This is a genomic window from Mucilaginibacter lappiensis (assembly GCF_900155965.1).
In the GTDB taxonomy this organism is placed as follows: domain Bacteria; phylum Bacteroidota; class Bacteroidia; order Sphingobacteriales; family Sphingobacteriaceae; genus Mucilaginibacter; species Mucilaginibacter lappiensis.
Genome location: NZ_FTMG01000019.1, coordinates 95,594 through 112,917, shown reverse-complemented (window position 1 = coordinate 112,917; position 17,324 = coordinate 95,594). Strand labels below are relative to the sequence as shown.

The following is a 17,324-nucleotide window of genomic DNA, read 5'->3' as shown; positions in this document are numbered from 1 at the left end:
TCTTAAAATCTGATGGATCAACATTCGCTGCTTCTCTTATTAAACGAATATTTAAATGGTAATTGCTCTGAAGATGAAAGTTCAATTGTAAAGAGTTGGTACCAATCGTTTAAAGATCAAAACACTGAAGTTGCCGACTTGGATGAGCATGAACTACAAGCAATTGGAGAACGGATTTTTCAACAAATATTGATAAGGCTGAAAGAAAAGCGTGAAATTTGAAGGACTGGTCTAACCTTGTGAAATAAAGGGTGATCAATAAATCACTATCTCTTCCGCCCCAAAGTCATTTCTTTCAGAACTTCCTCATTCAGGAGTTTGATGCTTTTACCATCCAGGGTGATGAGTTTGTTTTGTATAAATTCCTGGGTCACTTTAAAAAAGGTTTCGTACACCACACTGGCATAAGAAGAGATATCCTGCCGGGTTAATTCAATATCTACATAGCCATCTTCATTTAAGCCAAACTGATTACGCAGTGATAGGAGTGCCTGAGCAATGCGTTCCTTTACCGGCATGTGCGCCAGGTTGCGCATCCTTTTTTCTGACTCCTGCAATTCATTAGCAAAAAACTTCATGAGCTTGTAAGTGAGCTGACTGTTCACATTTAATGACGACTCAAAGAAATCCATTTCAACATAACACACTACCCCCGGTTCAATAGCCGTGGCCGATATAGGGTAAGTTGAGGTATCGCCCAAGCCTAAATGGCCCAATATATCGCCCTGTTTGGCAAATCGCAAGATCAGGTCTTTTTCCTGGTCCCATTGCTTGTGAACCTTTACCACGCCTTTATACATAAAGTATATACCGGTTACGTCGTCGCCTTCTTTAAAAAGCTGTTGTCCTTTTTTCAGGGTGATATTCTGTTTATGGGCACCTATGGCAGGCAGCCAGTCTTTGAGGCTGTTGCGGCACAAAAAACAGGTGCTCAGATCGCAGGTATGGGCGGTTTTTGTCATAAATGTTGCGTATGCAATAATAAAAAATTCACCTCACCTAATCCTCTCCAAGGAGAGGACTTTGAAACAAAAACTATATAGAACCCTCTCCAAAGGAGAGGGTAGGGTGATGGTTTTATTGTTTAAATAATATAATTCATGTAAAAATATAAAATTAATTTTTTATTTATATTGTTTATGCAATATTTATAATAAAAAAATTCTAATTTTGTACCCCGAAAAGCTGGCCCAAACAATCATTTGCTGGCATCATCAAAATGGAACCATTAAAAAAAGCCGCAAATAAAGCTGGGATACCCATATCGCCCGCGTTAAATTATATAGAGAACCCATCCAATTCCGGAAACGGTTTTATCCAAAAGAAACGACTCCTGTTTATTTCCTGTTTATCGATAACGGTGGCAATTGCTATCAGCCTTATCGCCAAGGTTTTGATCTATTTGATCAATCTGGTTACCAATATTTCTTTTTATGGTTCGTTCAGCCTGGGTTTTCATTCGCCAGCTGGTAATCATCTGGGGTCATGGGTTATTATTATTCCGGCTATTGGCGGTGTGTTGGTGGGTATTATGGCTTTTTATGGTTCAAAGGCTATCCGCGGGCATGGTATCCCAGAGGCTATGGAACAGATATTGGTAAACGAAAGTAACATCAACCCGGCCATTACTTTTCTAAAACCCATATCATCAGCTATAGCTATAGGTACCGGCGGTCCGTTTGGTGCCGAAGGACCCATTATAGCCACGGGCGGCGCTTTAGGATCAACTTTGGGACAGCTGTTCCGGATAACTGCCAACGAGCGGAAGATCATCCTGGCGGCAGGGGCCACGGCGGGTATGTCGGCTATTTTTGGTACGCCTATAGCAGCGGTGTTCCTGGCTATTGAATTGTTGTTGTTTGAGTTTTCGCCAAAGGCTATCCTGCCTGTGGCTTTAGCCTGTATCACGGGTGCAGCGGGTCATCATTTGCTGTTTGAGGCAGGCCCGGTATTTCCCATGCCCGATCTGCCTTCGCCATCAAACCTGGCCTTGGGTATTTACAGTTTTATGGGTATCATCATCGGCTTTTTATCCTTAGGCATCACCAAAATAGTATACATTATTGAAGACAATTTCGAAAAACTACCCATTCACTGGATCTGGTGGCCGGCTATCGGCGGTTTGGCTGTAGGCGTTATCGGCTTTTTTGCGCCGCATACGTTGGGTGTTGGATACGATAATATTACGGGCTTACTATCGGGCAAATGGCCGCTGATCATTATTTGCAACCTGTTGTTTTTAAAATTTTTGTCCTGGGCCATCGCGCTGGGTAGCGGTACATCGGGTGGCACGCTCGCCCCTTTACTTACGATGGGGGGAGCTGCCGGGGCGCTTATAGGCACGCTTATTTTATTGGTGTTCCCTAACTCGGGTATTAGCATTCCGATGGCTGCACTGATCGGCATGTCGGCCATGTTTGCAGGGGCTTCGAGGGCCTATTTAACCAGTATCACTTTCGCGCTGGAGGCCACCATGCAGTCGCATGCACTGTTGCCTTTGCTAGGTGCCTGTACTGCGGCCTACATGGTTTCGTTTTTCCTGATGGAGAACACCATTATGACCGAAAAGATAGCCCGCCGTGGTATTTTTACGCCTGATTCCTTTGAGCCCGACCTCCTACAAAAAATGGTAGTTTCGCAGGTGATCAATGACGAAGCAACGGTCATTAACCTTAATAACAGTATCGCCGATGTACGTGCCTGGGCAAGTACCAATAATATCCATGACAATTACCTCATTGTAGTAAATAATGATGGCGAATTTAACGGTACTTTAAAGCTGACGGATATTTATAACAGTAGCCTTGATCCGGCCTTGCCTTTGGAGGATATGCTCAAAAAAGAGGTGTGGGCCTCAGTTAAAAGTAACGATACACTGCGTTACGCGATGGAAATGATGTCAAAAACAGATGTGGAGGTATTGCCGGTATTGTCATCCGGCGAAGAGCAGGTGATGGGGATATTATCCTACCGGGATATCATTTCGGCCTTTAAAATGGAGGCTGATAAAACCCAGCAGCCTTATGTGAAAATATCCCTTAAAAGGCAGCGTATGAAAATGCTGGTGAAGGGAAGGAAGACCTCACCCAACCCTCTTCAAAGGAGAAGGTTTTAAAAATAGCCGGGCCGGGATTTTATTTGCACATACAAAACCCCATGTCCTTGACATATTCTTTTTGTGTTTAAAAGATCATTCATCAATTAGTGCTGCGAGCCTTTAACGATTTCTCAATACCGTCAATAAAAACTCTCGTAATATCACCGCGTGATTTTGCTGTTCGTCATGAACCGAATACAATAGTGTAACCGTGTCATGGGTCTTGATCAGTTCTGCCAGTTCATTAACGGCTTCCGGGGCTTGTTGTAGCTCCGCGATGTAGTTGTGCTGAAATTCTGTCCAGTTTTGCGGGTTGCCATGAAACTGTTTGCGTAGCTCGGTTGATGGGGCTACATCCTTCATCCAGCGGTCAATTTGCGCCCGTTCTTTGGTTACACCACGCGGCCACAGTCGGTCTACCAGTACGCGCAGTCCGTCTGCTTTTTCGGCCGGGCTATATATTCGTTTTATTAGTAGTTCGCCCATAGGGATTTTTAATTACTGAATTAGTGATTAAGTTAATATTTAATTCCATTAAAAAGCCAAGGCCCTGTGCGATTCCTTCCTCGGAGAAGGGGAGGAAGGGGTTTAACCGTCGGGCAAGTTTAAGCCAGCTGTATAAACCCCCTCCCTGCATTTACGCTCAACCCCACCACACCCCTCCCGTCAATGTCATTAAGTTAAGCACATGGAGCCCCACCTAAATCCTCCCCGGTAGGGAGGACTTTAAAAAATTGAAGCTAAGTCTCCTCTTCCGGGGGAGATTATTACATGAGGGCTTCGCCGTTTAGAGGGGGCTTTTGCTGAATTGCTTTTGCGTTTCCCCTTAACTTAATGACATTGCCACTCCCGTGGGGAGGGAACTGAAAAATATGATTTTAGAAACTACGGTCAAATTTCTTGATTCTTAACTCTTAATTCTTGACTCTCTCTTAACTCTCTGTTTTATACTCCTCTATCTCCTTCAAAAACTCCATGGCTTTAATGATCTTCTTGCCCCCAAAACTTTCAATAAAGCTTCTGACCCATTTACGGTGAATGTTTTTATATGTTAATGTATTGAATAAATAGACAGACAGTATAGTAAATAAAGCAAGAACGGTAAGGTTAATGGCCCAAAATGTTGTTCCCCCATGATTAACCAGTTGCTGATTATACCAAAACGTGCACCAAAAAGGGGTTTGCAGTATCATTATTCTGCTTACCATGTTAAAGGAGCTTTGTATAACTGCCAGCTTTTCTTGTGTGTGGGTGATTGTATCGGTAATGCTCACGCGTTCTAACATAGCCAGGTGTCTGATATAGGCGGCTACAGCAAAAACATTGAACAAGGCGATAAGACCAATTGAAATAGCGAAATAGATATTATTAAGGCTATTGACCACCAGGAAAACCAGGAAAACGGTAAATAGTATACCTACCACCACGCCAAAAACCTGGTTGCGGCGAAACGAGTTTATGTGATCCTCTATTTTTTTGGTTTGCATTTCCCTGATGATCTTATAATTGAGCTGCAATGCTCTTTCCAGCTTCTGATCGTAATCTCGCCACATTTGTTTTATTGTAGACTCTTCCATGGTATTAAGCGTTAATTTTTGAAAATTTTTGTTTTAATTGTTCTTTAATGCGGTTGGTCTTCGTCCTGACGTTTGCTTCAGACAAACCCAGTATCTCGGCTATTTCCTTGCCGCTTTTTTCTTCCAGGTAAAGCAGCATCAGGGCCCTGTCCAGCTCCTTTAGCTCGTTAATAAACTGTTGCAGGAGGTTAATTTGTGTTTCGGGTGATGCCTCTGCTTCCTCGCTAAAATCCATCATACTTTCAGCCAAAGGGACTATCACATCATTCTTCTTTTTTTCTTTCCGATAGGAGCTGATAGCCACATTGAGCGACACCCGGTACATCCAGGTAGATAGTTTACTGCGGTCATCAAAACTGGGAAAGGCCCGCCAAAGCTGAAAGATGATTTCCTGCACCAGGTCCTTTTTATCATTTTCATCCTTCTTGAACGAATTGGCGATCTTGTAAATGATCCCTTTGTTCTGTTCAATTACGGTTAAAAATATTTCCTCTTGTTGATTACTCATTTAATATCTACGATGATTGTGTTGTACCAATTATTCGCACGGGGGAGTAAAATGTTACAGTTTTTTACCTTTTTTTAAATAGAGAGCCGGTGCGGAGAGTCAGTATCAGAATCGTGAGCCGGACTCTAAGGTACACACTCTGGATTTTATCTCTGGAACCTGGCGCTCGGCTTTGTCTTCGAAACCGGGCTCTCAACTCTGTCTCTCGATTCTGTTTCCGGTTCTCCGTTCTATCTCTAAATTTTTTTAAAACAGAGTCAGGGTAAAGTTCATGGGGCGTGTCATAGCTCCAAATACACGATAAATCATATAGACATGAACTTTTACACTAACAATGACAGCCTCTTATTAACTATTTTAAAAATATGGACATTTCTTTTAATAGTATTAGTAGGCACCAATGCCCAGGCACAGGATCATGACCGGGCACGCACCAATGTGGGTTTAGTTTACCCGCTCAGCAGCAACTGGACAAATGCTCCTCGTGATACCAATAGTTTTTCGTTAAACCTTATTGCCGGAGTATCAGCCGCCGAACGCGGGGTTACCATTGCCGGATTTTCCAATATTATCCATAAGGATGCGCGTGGTTTCCAGATAGCCGGATTTTCAAACCATGTAGGCAAAAATGCAGATGGTACTATGGTAGCCGGATTTTTAAACACTTATGGCGGTGGCCACGGTGTGGCCGTGGCTGGCTTTGCTAACATAGCAGCTAGCAGCAGTGGTGCCCAGATAGCCGGCTTTTTGAATAAAGGCGGTAATGTTTCAACCTTGCAACTGGCTGGTTTTATGAATATAGCCCGTGATAATAAAGGTACACAGATTGCCGGTTTTATGAATGTAGCTAAAAAATCAAAAGGTACACAAATAGGCTTTATCAACATTGCCGATAGTGCAGGTACACAAATAGGTATTGTAAACGTCGCCAAAAACGGCGAAAAAAGCCTTGGCGCTACCTTCGATCAAAATCAAACCGCGTTGTTAACCTTCCGCTCTGGTGGTAAAGTGTTTTATGGTATTGTGGGTATTGGTTATAATTTCAAGAATAAAAAGCAAAAGTATGCTTACGAGGCCGGTTTTGGCGCGCATGTGTTAACCATCCAGTCGTTCCGCCTGAATACAGAATTAGTTAATGATGGATTGGAAAGCTTTAAAGGCGGCGACGAATATTGGAGATCAACGTTCAGGCTGATGCCATCATTCCGGATAGCGAATAAGGTGGAGATATTCGCTGGGCCATCTATCAATTATGTGAATACCAATACAGAAGAGGGCAGGGAGATGACCAAAAAATACATTAACAGTTGGACACGCCATGATGGCCGCGACCTGTATGGATTCTATCTCGGTTATACAGCCGGTATACAGGTGGCCTTGTAGACGATACAAAAAGAAAGGTGTCATGCTGAGCTCCGTCGAAGGGTAGAGCGCAGAGGCCACACCACCATGCTTCGACTTAGCTCAGCATGACACCCTCTTTTAGTATAAATCAAATTTTTTTCAAAACACAGTCAGGGTAAAGTCTACCGGGCGTGTCATACTACCAAATAACACAATAAATAGAAATGATCACAAACAAAAACCCAAAAATGAAAGCAATTAAATTATTTGCAACAGCAGCTATCCTGGTTACTTTAGGGATAGGCTCTGCAAAAGCGCAGTCGTCATCACCAGATCTTGAATTTGGTATCAAGGCAGGTGTTAACTTTTCTACCTTAAAAACAGGCCTGAGCGCTATTAACGATAAATCGGGCAAAATAGGTTTTAACGCAGGTGTATTTGCCAGGGCCGGACAAACCATATATTTTCAGCCGGAGATAAACTATGTAACCTTCAGCGATAAATACCGCTTCAATTCAAACTCCTATGAAGCTAAATTCAGGCAATTGAACGTACCTTTAATGGTAGGTTACAAGATTGTGAACACTGCCGATCTGAACTTCAGGGTATCTGCTGGTCCGGATCTGTACTATAACCTTAAAACACCAATTGCTCCGGAAGGCTTTAAGTACAAAAAATTTAGCGCCGGGGGTGTACTAGATGCTGGTGTTGATATTGGCAGCTTAACTTTTGATGCCCGCTACAGTTTAGGCTTAAGCAAGGTTAATAAAGATTTGGGTCAAAAGGTCAATATCTTTAGCCTGGGAGTTGGCTTTAAATTTCAATAATTAAAATAAGAGTCAGGAATCAAGAGACAAGAATCAAGATTCGGGAAACAAGAAAAGCAATAGCAAATTAATTTACTTTTATCTTAGCTCTTGATTCTTGACTCTTATATCTTGATTCTCAATAATACCTAATAGCCAATAATGGATAATAAGGAGATGACGGCCGAATTGATCAATGAAAATGAAGCCGTTTTTGAGCAGCTGTTCAAAAAACACTTTAGGGAACTCCACGCGTATGCTTTCTCGTTACTGAAGGACTGGGATGTGGCGGAAGAAATTGTGCAATCGCTGTTCCTTAAACTCTGGGAAAAAAACGAATGGTCGCATATACAAACATCCATCAAATCGTACCTGTACAAATCGGTATATCATGACAGCCTGAATTATATCAGGCGGCAAAAAGTTCAATTAAAATATCAAACCTCAACAGCGTATGCCATGAAGAACGATACAGATGATGCGGCTGGCAAACTAAAAATGAGCGAACTGGAGCAGCATTTAAGCCGGGCCCTGGGTAAACTGCCAGAAAAGTGCCGGGCTATATTTCAGCTGAGCAGGTTCCAGGAATTAAAATACCAGGAAATAGCTACCCAGCTGGATATATCTATAAAAACGGTAGAAACCCACATGGGCAAAGCGCTGCGGATATTAAGAAAAGAAATGAAAGAGTTTTTACCACTAATTGCATTAATGCTATTTAATATGTTTAGATCATGAAACAGGATATGAGCGAAGATATACTGATCAAATATATTTTGGGGGAGGCTAGCACTGGCGAAAGGCAGGAAATTGAAACCTGGAAAAGAGACAGCGACGCTAACGCCAAAAAATTTGAAGAGGTAAAAATTATCCTGGAAACCAGTAAGCGTTTGGCGCAGGCTAGTCCACTGGGTGAGGCCGAGGCCTGGGAGAAATTTAAGGAGAAAAGAGCTGCCCCTAAGAGAGAACCGGCCAAAGTGGTTCCGATGAGGAGGAATACCAATTGGCTACAGATAGCTGCGGCAGCAGTATTAGTACTAGGCGGCGGATGGATAGGTTATTATCTGTACCAGCAAAATGCCGCTACGCAGGTGGTGAACATCCAGGCCAAAAACCAGGTACGGGTAGATACCTTGCCCGATGGTTCGGTGGTACATCTGAACAAAAACTCGGGTATAAGCTATGTGGGTACTTTTAAATCAAAGCGTGAGATAACGCTTACGGGCGAGGCTTTTTTTGATGTGAAGCATAATGAGGCAGCCCCCTTTACTGTGCATGTGAATGATGTGACCATTAAAGATGTAGGCACAGCCTTTAACGTAAAAAGCAAGGAACACAACACCCAGATCATTGTAGAGAGTGGAATTGTACAGGTAACCCGAAGTAATAATGCGGTAAGGTTAAACCGTAATGAAATGGTGAGCATCAATCCGGAAGATAAACAGTTGAAGGTTGAAAAAAGCACTGACAACCTGTATGGCTATTATAAAGAGTCTGTCTTTAACGCCAATGCAGTACCTCTATCACGTTTGATCGATGTATTGAATCAGGCTTACAACGCGAATATCAAAATTGAGAACGCCGCCCTGCGTAATATTCCCATCACCATCCCCATCAAATGGACTGATCCCTTGAGCAATGTATTGAATGCCATTAAAGGAACAACCCCTGCTATGAAAATCATAGGAACGGGAAATAATATCATCATTCAATAATAAAAGAGGCTGTATCATCAATCATGATTAGCCTCTTTTTCTTTAATCCGTTCGGATACGCAGTGTTATAAAAGTGGGTTTACATGGTTTACACTTTTTATGGTTAATATTGATTTATATAATTGATAATCAATTAGTTATTTATTTTTTTAAGAAAAATGTGTAAACCCACTTTTTGTATAAATATCACTGCTGGTTCAAACGTCCACGCTTGAACCCATACTTAAGTAAGCGTGGACGCTACCTAAAATAATATCCAGGCGTGGACTCCTGGATTGGCGGACAGCCGACCAAAAAAAGCTGAAGCCCTGTGCGATTCCTTCCCTCGGGAAGGGGAGGAAGGGGTTTATGGAACAGGATAATCATCGCGCGTAGAAACCCCTCCCTGCCATTACATCTACCCAGCGCGCCCCTCCTGTGGGGAGGGAATTAAAAACAATTATCAAGGGCGGTCAATTTGATTTGCGATACAGTCCTCTTTTTACCCCTATTTTTTAACTGTAGAGACGCATCACATGCGTCTCTTTTTTGTTACCAAACAAACTGTAAGCCGCCGGTTACGCCGATACTTACAGTAGTGATGTTATTACCGCTGATATGTTTGCTCAGTTCCCAGCCGTGAATTTGGGCATCATCATTTGGGTCGGAACCGGTAATATCAAACGTTGGGCCTGCAAACAGGCGCAGCAACTTATTCAACTTATAACCCGGTAATAATTTAAAGGATTGGGTTTGGTAGAATTTCTTTTTGGTATCGGTAATGAGTTCAACTGTATACTCGCCGTTTAAGGAGAATTTGGAATGATTGACGATATGCGCGCCAAAACCCAGGTCAAATACATATTTGGATGCGGCATTGCCAAATTTATAACCGGCACCAATCAAACCGTACATGACTCTGCCGCCCGAGCGGAAATCAAGATGGGTGAACAGATTTTCATCGGTACTGATGGCCAGGCTTTTTTCGCCGTTTTTGATAAAGTTTAAGATACCTATGGAATAATCGCTGCTATCGGCAACGTTTACCAAAGCAAACTGGAATCCTTTTACTTTTTTGGCTCTATTGACAAGAGCCGTAAATTGCGAACCGGTTTCGCCCGAACGGTTAAATAAACTGGAGAGTTGTATGCCTTTTAAGGTATCTGACTTATTAAATAAACCGGCAAACTGAATACCTTTAAAGTTATGGGTATGGTTAAATATACCGGCAACCTGAAATCCGCTGGCTTGCTGATCAATATTGCCTATGCCCGCCAGCTGCATACCGCCGGTAAAATTCTGGACCCTGTTAAACAAACCTGCTGCCTGCAAACCCCAGGCATTATGTGATACATTGTTATAGAGACCGGCAATCTGGATTCCCCTGGTGCTACCACCCACAAAATTAAACAGGCCTGCCGCCTGCAAAAATTTCATGTTTTTATGATTGATGTTAAATAAGCCGGCAATTTCAACACCATCTATTCCCGCGGTATAACCACCCAGTAGGTTCCACGAAAAATGATCAATGATCTGGCTGTTATACATGCCGTGCGAACTTACGCCTGGTACCAGCGAAACCTGGTAAGGGCTTGAAGCAAAAAAGTTGCCCAGGTTCATGCCTTGTACCAATTGTTTGGAGCTGATAAAAAAGCGGGCAAAGCGGCTATGCTCCACGCCGTTCCCGGAACCTTCGTCAGGGTAATATTTGTAATTCTTGTTATTGTTATGCTTGGAGTCCACGTTAACTACTGGTAATATATAAAGGGCGGTATCGCGGTAATTCTCCTTGCTTACGCTTAAGGAGAGCGCGCCGCCTGGGTTTTTAAGCCGGAGCTCAAAATAACCCTTGTCATTAGTTAAGGTTGATACCAGCTGGTTCTTTTCATAAACGCTGGCTTGTGGTATAGCCTTTTGTCCCGTAACATCATTTACGTAACCTTTAACTATTCCCAGCTCTTTATCAACCTCGGCAGTGATGTATAATTTGCCGGGCGCATGCCTTAATACAATGTATCCGGGTACTTCTTTAAATTCGTAACTATCACCCAATAATTTATCCAACAGGCTAAAAAGCGTTCCGTGGTAACCCGCGACAGATACCATACTATCGGCCGGGACGGTTTTGTTGTTATAGGCAAAATAAAAATTGCCTTTGCTGGCAATTTTATCCAGTACATTGCCCATACGCTGCTGTTTGATCTCGCCGATAGAGATCTCTTTCATCAGGTTATTCTGAGCATAAAGTTTTGTGCAAAAAAGCGCGGGTATAAAAAGCGCAAGGCCATGGGTGATTAGTTTTTGGTTGATGGTCATTAATTTATAGATGCTTTGTGTGTTATAATACACCTGTTTCATGAGCCGATTTGGGGCTGCATAAAGCAAGGCGCGTATATAACACGCTCAAGGGCTTTTACCCTTACGCTGTTTTTAAATTATTTTAGGTTAGATGGCAGTTTTGCCCGATAGTGACAAAATTATTTATAAACAATGAAAGGACTGATATTTTTCCGAAGAATTAATAAAGATATCGGATTGTAATTATAAAACTCTCAGAGTTTAATGATCACTTTTCCAAGTGATTTTCCGGTTTCCAGGTATTTAAAAGCCTCCCGCGTTTTGCTAAGCGGATAGACAGTATCTATGATAGGTTTAATATTATTTACTTCAACTGCGCTTACCAGGTTTTCAAGATCGACCCGGCTGCCAACTGAGTATCCTTGCAATCTTATATAATTCATGATCAGATTATGGGCGTCAAACTCAAAGTTACCACCTGTTAAAAAACCAATTACAGCTACATAACCGTGTTCCCGGCATGAAAGAATAGATTGGCTGATGGTGCTGCTACCACCTACATCAATGGTAAAGTCTACCCCTTTGCCTCCATTAAGCCTCTTTACTTCTTTGCTCCATTCTTTATGTTTTTTGTAGTTAAAAGTTTCGTGAGCCCCTAAAGCTTTTAATTTATCGAATTTTTTGTCGTCGCCTGTGCTGGCAATTATTTTTACGCCTAATGTGTTAGCTATCTGTAACGCAAATAGAGAAACACTGCCGCTACCTTGTATCAGTACCGTTTGCCCGGCTTTGACATCAGCATTAGAAACTAAATTTGTCCAGGCTGTTAATCCGCTTACCGGTAATGTGGAGGCTTCTTCATCAGTTAAATTTGGGGGCGATGCAACCAGTCCATATTCAGGAACGGCCATGTACTCTGCCAGGGTGCCGGGTATTTGCAGACCTATACGCAAGCTGTTGGCTTCATTGTTTGTTTTACCTGCAAGCCATTTCTGAATAAAATTGATCAGTACTCTGTCGCCGGTTTTCCATTTGGTAACCTCCTTGCCCACCTTTTCAACTATTCCCGCGCCTTCAGAAACCGGGGTATGCGGCAAAGGAAGCTTAGGATCTATGAGGCCATTGATAACCTGCAGATCAAGATACTGCAATGCTGCAGCCGTTATTCGTACCAATACCTCGTTTGGTTTAATAATGGGCAGGGGTATATCAACCAATTCTAAATTATCAACTCCAAAACGCTTTATCTGAATAGTTTTCATGACTGTGGTTTATACTGATATAATACCCAGTTGTGGATATTGTTTTTAAGGGCACATCATCTTAACAGATCGTGTATTTAATTATATCCGTAATTATCATCTTTTATCACCGGGGTAAAGGCAGCCGCCAGGACAGGTGCCGATGAACAAACACTCCGTGATATTGCCGATGTAGCTATTGCATCTTTAAAATAAAAAAGCGGAGCCATTTTAAATGGTCCCGCTTTTTTATGCTTTTTCGTTACTGACTGTTTTAATAGTACCGTTTATTTTGACCTTGACCGGGGCGGTAGGATATGATAATCAATGACCCTGCCATCCTTCCATTTCATCTTAATGGTGTAGTTGCCCTCCTGTATGGGACTAAATCATTTTTTTAAATAACTATCCACACTCCAGTAATAAACAGGGATGGTTGACAATAAAAGAGCCGCGGCACTATCAGCAAATACCGAATAGTTAAAAGGTATTCTTGGGCCAACAAAAATGGCCATACACAAGGCAAAGACCAGGGTAAGCGCGAAGCTGCCCAGCGCGGTCAATTTGGTTTTGTACCCGATAATCAATAAAACACCAAATAAGGCTTCGGCAATGGTAGCGAGAATGGCCATGGCACCCGCTGCTGATTTACCCAAAAATGGAAGCAGGGTATTGGTATAAGTTACAAAATTGGCCCAGTTGCCCCAGGCATTACCGTTTATGCCGGCTTCGCCCAATACACCCAATCTGTCCAATACGGGGAGGATAAAACCAATACCAAGTGCCAGGCGCAAAAATAACTGCGGTACTTTAGTTGTGTTATTCATGATGATAGTATGTTAAGGTGCGGGTAAAGTTAGATAACATTTACACACCCAAAGGCTTTACGTAGTTAGACCTTTAAAATTGACATACTTATGGCAGCAGCTATTGTATTAAACAAATACGGGCCTTTTGGGTCCGTATTTGTTTAAATGTTAGCTTTTTGATTTGACAGTGGGATTTCCACACTTCCAAACAATGGTCACTATCGGAATGATCAGCGTTATCCATGAAAGTATATACCATACACCGGTGCCCAACAAGGCAGCCAGCAATCCAAATATGGTAATAAGTGCTAATATCAAGGGGATGCCCCAAACTTTTCTGTTCATCCTTAATTATTGGTTATCAATGATTCGTTATTTTCTTCGGCCGATAGGCGCAGGAAATATTCTGCGTAAAACTTACGGCGCGTAATCCACAGGTAAACACCGCTGATAAGCACCACAATGGCTATGATATCAAATATGGCCCAGATAATTTTTAAAGGCGTACCTCCATAGTTACCGAAGTGCAGGGGCCTTGATATTTCTATGGAACGGAGATACCAGGGCATTTTCACTACGGCAGTAAGCTTGCCCGAAGGTGCATCTACCAATATAGGATTATATAATTGCGATGTTAAAGGGGTATTACCTTTAGCCCAAAACAGGTAATGAAAAGGGCTGCCATATAGATTGCCCGGATAAACAATACTGGTTATGGTGGCATCGGGCAGGGCTTTTTTTGCGGTTTGATACGCAGCCTGTACCGAACTTAAGTCTTCTGTTTTTGGAACCGGTTTGCCTTTGTACTTATCCAGCATGGCTTTAACATCGGTTATTTGCCATAAGCCAAAGAGCGGGGTGGAAAGTTCATTCAACACACCAGTAAAGCCTACCACCAGTAGCCAGGCTGCGGTGGCAATACCCAGCAGGTTATGCAGATCGAGCCATTTAAGCCGGCGCGAACGTCCCGACCGTATGGTTCCAAAATCGAGCTTTTTCATGAACGGGCCATATAAAACTATGCCCGAGATCATGGATATTACAAAGAATATCCCCATCAAACCCACAAACAGTTCGCCGGGCAATTCCATGAACAGATCGCGGTGTAAGGAAAGCATCACGGCTATAAAATCTGGCGGCCGGCTGTTAAGCGGTGGCTCATCCTTAAGCAGTTTGGCTGTGCGTGCATCAAACTGCATGGAATGGGTTAACTTCACATCCGAGGCATAGGAGGGCAGCATATTCACTACCACCTGCGGCTCGTTGTCATCCACAAAAATATAAGTGATTACATCTTTAGGATAACGATGACGCGCCTGGCTAACAAAGTTATCCAGGTTGGCCGTTGGTGTATTTTTAGGCATTACCGCATACGGCGCATCGGTGCTTAACCATTGCTGTATCTCTTCTTCAAATATGAGCGGCAAGCCGGTAAGGCATAGCAGCAGCAAAAACAGGGTACAGATAAGGCTGGTCCACCGGTGAACCCAAAACCACTTTTTGATATTTTTTAATTGTGTCATATTATAATTTAAAAGCTACCGTAGCGCTAAACCTGCGCGGCATCATCTGGCTTACATAGCTACCCCAGTAAACTTTGTTGGTGAGGTTATCCATTTTCAGGCTCACACGGTAAACGGGTTTATCATAGCTCAGTACCGCGTTTAATACCGTATATGAGGGCATATAAAACTCGCCTCGTGATCTGGACTGTTGGATATAAGCTTTTCCACCATAATTACCGCCAAGACCTAAACCCAATCCTTTCAGATCGGTGTTTAAAAAGTGGTAGCTTAACCACAAGTTAACGGTTTGGGCCGGACCGGTCCATTGATGCAGTCCGTCCACATCGGGGTTGGTATTAATGGTATAGATATTATTATAAGCGTAGCCTGCTATCAGGTTAAAACCTCTAAACGGATTGGCTATCAATTCGGCCTCGAAGCCTTTGCTTAACTGGCCGCCATCCTGAACCTGGTAAGCCGAACGACCTGGTGTAAAATCATTATGGATCACATCGCTTACTTTGATGTGGTAATAGCTCAGGGTACTGTTCAGCTTGCCATCAAACAGATCCAGTTTTACACCGCCTTCCCATTGATTGGCCTGGCTCGGTTTAAAGGACGAAAAGTTGCCATCAGGCTGACGCGTTGGGGCATTATTGCTAAAACCATTCATATAATTACCAAACAGTGATACATGATTAGGTACAATCTGGTATACCAGGCCCAGTTTTGGGGAAAAAGCAGTTTGGTTAAACTTTCCGGTTGTAGTATCCTGGTTAATGTTTTTATTACCGTTGTTTACAAAATGGTCAATACGTAAGCTGGCCATAACTAATAAATTATCGGTTAGGTTTAATACATCCGACACATAGGCACTGTAAGTGCTTTGGCTGGTTGCGCTTTTGTTATATGGTTGTTTAGAAAGCGCCGCATCCAGCGATGTTTTGGTCAGCTCATTATACCGGGGATCTTTTCCCTGTATGCGTACCCGGTCAAAACCATATAATGTAAGCGATGAACTGGTGGATGTACCGGCAAAATAATCCAACCCGATCACGACCCTGTTCCGGAGTTGGCCTATTTTAAAATCTCCGTTAAAATTTTGCTGTACCTCGGTATAGTTATAGGTGGTATGTTCATAGGCTGGATTGCGTACTACTACGCTGTCGCCCTGAATGCTGTTATAGCTCCAGTAACCCTCTACACTGGAGTTGGTATGCGAAAAAGAGGATTGTGAGGTCCAGCTATCCGATAGTTTATAATTTACCTGTCCGTAAACGCTTACCGATGGGGTGGTTTCATACAAGTCATTGCTGCTATATGATTTTGTCCAGTCGATACCCAGGTCACGTGGATTGGTTTTGGTGAACGATGCCTCCGGGAACAAACGATTAAAATCATTTGCTTTTTGGGTATAGATCTCGGCATCTAATGATACAGAAAGACGATCGTTTACCTTGTAGAGTAATGAAGGGGCCACAAAAAAGCGCCTGGTAAAACCGGCATCCTGAAAACTGCCTTCATCGTCATAAGCCACATTGGTGCGTAAAAACAAACCTTTGGTCTGGTTTAAAGGAGTGTTTATATCGGCAGTTACCCTGCTTAAGCCAAAGCCACCTACGGTGTAGGCTATTTCGCCGCCAAAGGTTTCAAATGGTTTTTTGGTTACCCGGTTCAATAAACCACCAAAAGAGGTTAAGCTGCTGCCAAATAAAGTAGCCGAAGGCCCTTTTAGTACTTCAATACGCTCGATGTTAGCTACTTCAATGCTGTTGGGCTTATTATCCTGCAAGCCATTACGGAGATAACTGGTGGTGAAAAAGCCGCGCAGGTTAAAGGAGTTTGAGCCATTAACTAAGGCCTGACTTACCCCGGTAACGTTCTTTAATACATCGTTATAACTAACAATTACCTGGTCCTGTAATAATTCTTTAGGCACCACATTGTATACCTGTGGATTCTCCAGGTTTTTCAAAGGCATTTTGGCTACGTAACCGGTTTCCTTTTTTGCAAACTTGTTATAGCCAGAAGTAATCACAACTTCCTGCAAGGCCTGGTTGTCTTCGTTGAGTGTAAAATCAGCGGTAACTGACTCACCTGCTTTAATAACAACTGTTTTGCTTTGTGCAACAAAACCTACATGTTTTACAAGCAGAGTATAAGTGCCCGGTTTAATGTTTGAAATTTCATAAGATCCATTATCATTGGTATGTGCGCCCTTGGTGCTACCTTTTATAGTAATGCTCACTAATGCCTCTGGTTTTGCCCCGGCCGTAGTTGCTGTACCTTTAACAGACCCCGTTTGCGCCTGCGCAAAAGAGGGTAAGCAGAATAAAAGGAATAAAAAGGCGAGGACACATCTGTAAAGTACATGGCGACTTGCTATGATAGGATTAGATGTAAAACGGAACTGCGATATAAAATTCATGGTTGGTGCAAATGCTT

General features: G+C 42.7%; 16 protein-coding genes. 6 read left to right on the top strand and 10 right to left on the bottom strand.

Annotation, left to right across the window (positions count from 1 at the left end):
- Positions 1–12 precede the first annotated feature (12 nt).
- Positions 13–222, top strand: coding sequence for a hypothetical protein (locus BW976_RS25815; RefSeq protein WP_076378009.1), 210 nt, complete (start codon positions 13–15; stop codon positions 220–222).
- 44 nt (positions 223–266) lie between these two features.
- Here BW976_RS25815 and BW976_RS25810 read toward each other — a convergent pair whose 3' ends face one another.
- Positions 267–962, bottom strand: coding sequence for a Crp/Fnr family transcriptional regulator (locus BW976_RS25810; protein WP_076378007.1), 696 nt, complete (start codon positions 960–962; stop codon positions 267–269).
- A gap of 257 nt (positions 963–1,219) precedes the next feature.
- Between BW976_RS25810 and BW976_RS25805 the strand changes: the two genes are divergently transcribed.
- Entirely contained in the window at positions 1,220–3,115 is a 1,896-nt protein-coding gene (locus BW976_RS25805; protein WP_076378005.1) for a chloride channel protein, read from the top strand.
- A 102-nt stretch (positions 3,116–3,217) separates the two neighbouring features.
- Here BW976_RS25805 and BW976_RS25800 read toward each other — a convergent pair whose 3' ends face one another.
- The 3 genes from BW976_RS25800 to BW976_RS25790 all read right to left on the bottom strand — a co-directional run bounded on the left by BW976_RS25800 (position 3,218) and on the right by BW976_RS25790 (position 5,182).
- Positions 3,218–3,583, bottom strand: coding sequence for a DUF488 domain-containing protein (locus BW976_RS25800; protein ID WP_076378003.1), 366 nt, complete (start codon positions 3,581–3,583; stop codon positions 3,218–3,220).
- A gap of 446 nt (positions 3,584–4,029) precedes the next feature.
- On the bottom strand, positions 4,030–4,674 hold the full coding sequence (locus BW976_RS25795; protein WP_139332426.1) for a hypothetical protein: 645 nt from the start codon (positions 4,672–4,674) through the stop codon (positions 4,030–4,032).
- Between the two features lie 4 nt (positions 4,675–4,678).
- Complete coding sequence (locus BW976_RS25790; protein WP_076377999.1) at positions 4,679–5,182, bottom strand: RNA polymerase sigma factor; 504 nt, start codon at positions 5,180–5,182, stop codon at positions 4,679–4,681.
- Positions 5,183–5,497: 315 nt separating this feature from the next.
- Here BW976_RS25790 and BW976_RS25785 point away from each other — a divergent pair, with 315 nt between their 5' ends.
- The 4 genes from BW976_RS25785 (at position 5,498) to BW976_RS25770 (ending at position 9,047) form a co-directional block, all read left to right on the top strand.
- Positions 5,498–6,565 carry a hypothetical protein gene (locus tag BW976_RS25785; RefSeq protein ID WP_076377997.1) on the top strand — a complete coding sequence of 356 codons (1,068 nt, stop codon included), beginning with the start codon at positions 5,498–5,500 and terminating at the stop codon, positions 6,563–6,565.
- 209 nt (positions 6,566–6,774) lie between these two features.
- The gene (locus BW976_RS25780) at positions 6,775–7,353 is read left to right on the top strand and encodes a porin family protein (RefSeq protein ID WP_175614184.1); all 579 of its coding nucleotides are present in this window, start codon (positions 6,775–6,777) and stop codon (positions 7,351–7,353) included.
- Between the two features lie 141 nt (positions 7,354–7,494).
- Positions 7,495–8,070, top strand: a complete 576-nt coding sequence (locus BW976_RS25775) for an RNA polymerase sigma-70 factor (protein ID WP_245834785.1) — start codon at positions 7,495–7,497, stop codon at positions 8,068–8,070.
- Positions 8,067–9,047, top strand: a complete 981-nt coding sequence (locus tag BW976_RS25770; RefSeq protein WP_076377993.1) for a FecR domain-containing protein — start codon at positions 8,067–8,069, stop codon at positions 9,045–9,047. Before BW976_RS25775 ends, BW976_RS25770 begins: the two co-directional genes overlap by 4 nt.
- 531 nt (positions 9,048–9,578) lie before the next feature.
- On the opposite strand, the gene BW976_RS25765 is transcribed toward BW976_RS25770, so the two are convergent.
- The 6 genes from BW976_RS25765 to BW976_RS25745 all read right to left on the bottom strand — a co-directional run bounded on the left by BW976_RS25765 (position 9,579) and on the right by BW976_RS25745 (position 17,307).
- Complete coding sequence (locus BW976_RS25765; RefSeq protein WP_175614183.1) at positions 9,579–11,342, bottom strand: peptidase associated/transthyretin-like domain-containing protein; 1,764 nt, start codon at positions 11,340–11,342, stop codon at positions 9,579–9,581.
- Between the two features lie 236 nt (positions 11,343–11,578).
- Positions 11,579–12,586 carry a zinc-dependent alcohol dehydrogenase family protein gene (locus BW976_RS25760; protein WP_076377989.1) on the bottom strand — a complete coding sequence of 336 codons (1,008 nt, stop codon included), beginning with the start codon at positions 12,584–12,586 and terminating at the stop codon, positions 11,579–11,581.
- 368 nt (positions 12,587–12,954) lie between these two features.
- Positions 12,955–13,392 (bottom strand): DoxX family membrane protein, encoded by a 438-nt coding sequence (locus BW976_RS25755; protein WP_076377987.1) that lies wholly within the window; start codon positions 13,390–13,392, stop codon positions 12,955–12,957.
- A 150-nt stretch (positions 13,393–13,542) separates the two neighbouring features.
- Positions 13,543–13,719, bottom strand: a complete 177-nt coding sequence (locus BW976_RS29590) for a hypothetical protein (RefSeq protein ID WP_175614182.1) — start codon at positions 13,717–13,719, stop codon at positions 13,543–13,545.
- 2 nt (positions 13,720–13,721) lie between these two features.
- Positions 13,722–14,897 (bottom strand): PepSY-associated TM helix domain-containing protein, encoded by a 1,176-nt coding sequence (locus BW976_RS25750; RefSeq protein WP_076377985.1) that lies wholly within the window; start codon positions 14,895–14,897, stop codon positions 13,722–13,724.
- Position 14,898: 1 nt separating this feature from the next.
- Positions 14,899–17,307 carry a TonB-dependent receptor gene (locus tag BW976_RS25745; protein ID WP_084192358.1) on the bottom strand — a complete coding sequence of 803 codons (2,409 nt, stop codon included), beginning with the start codon at positions 17,305–17,307 and terminating at the stop codon, positions 14,899–14,901.
- Between the last annotated feature and the right edge of the window lie 17 nt (positions 17,308–17,324).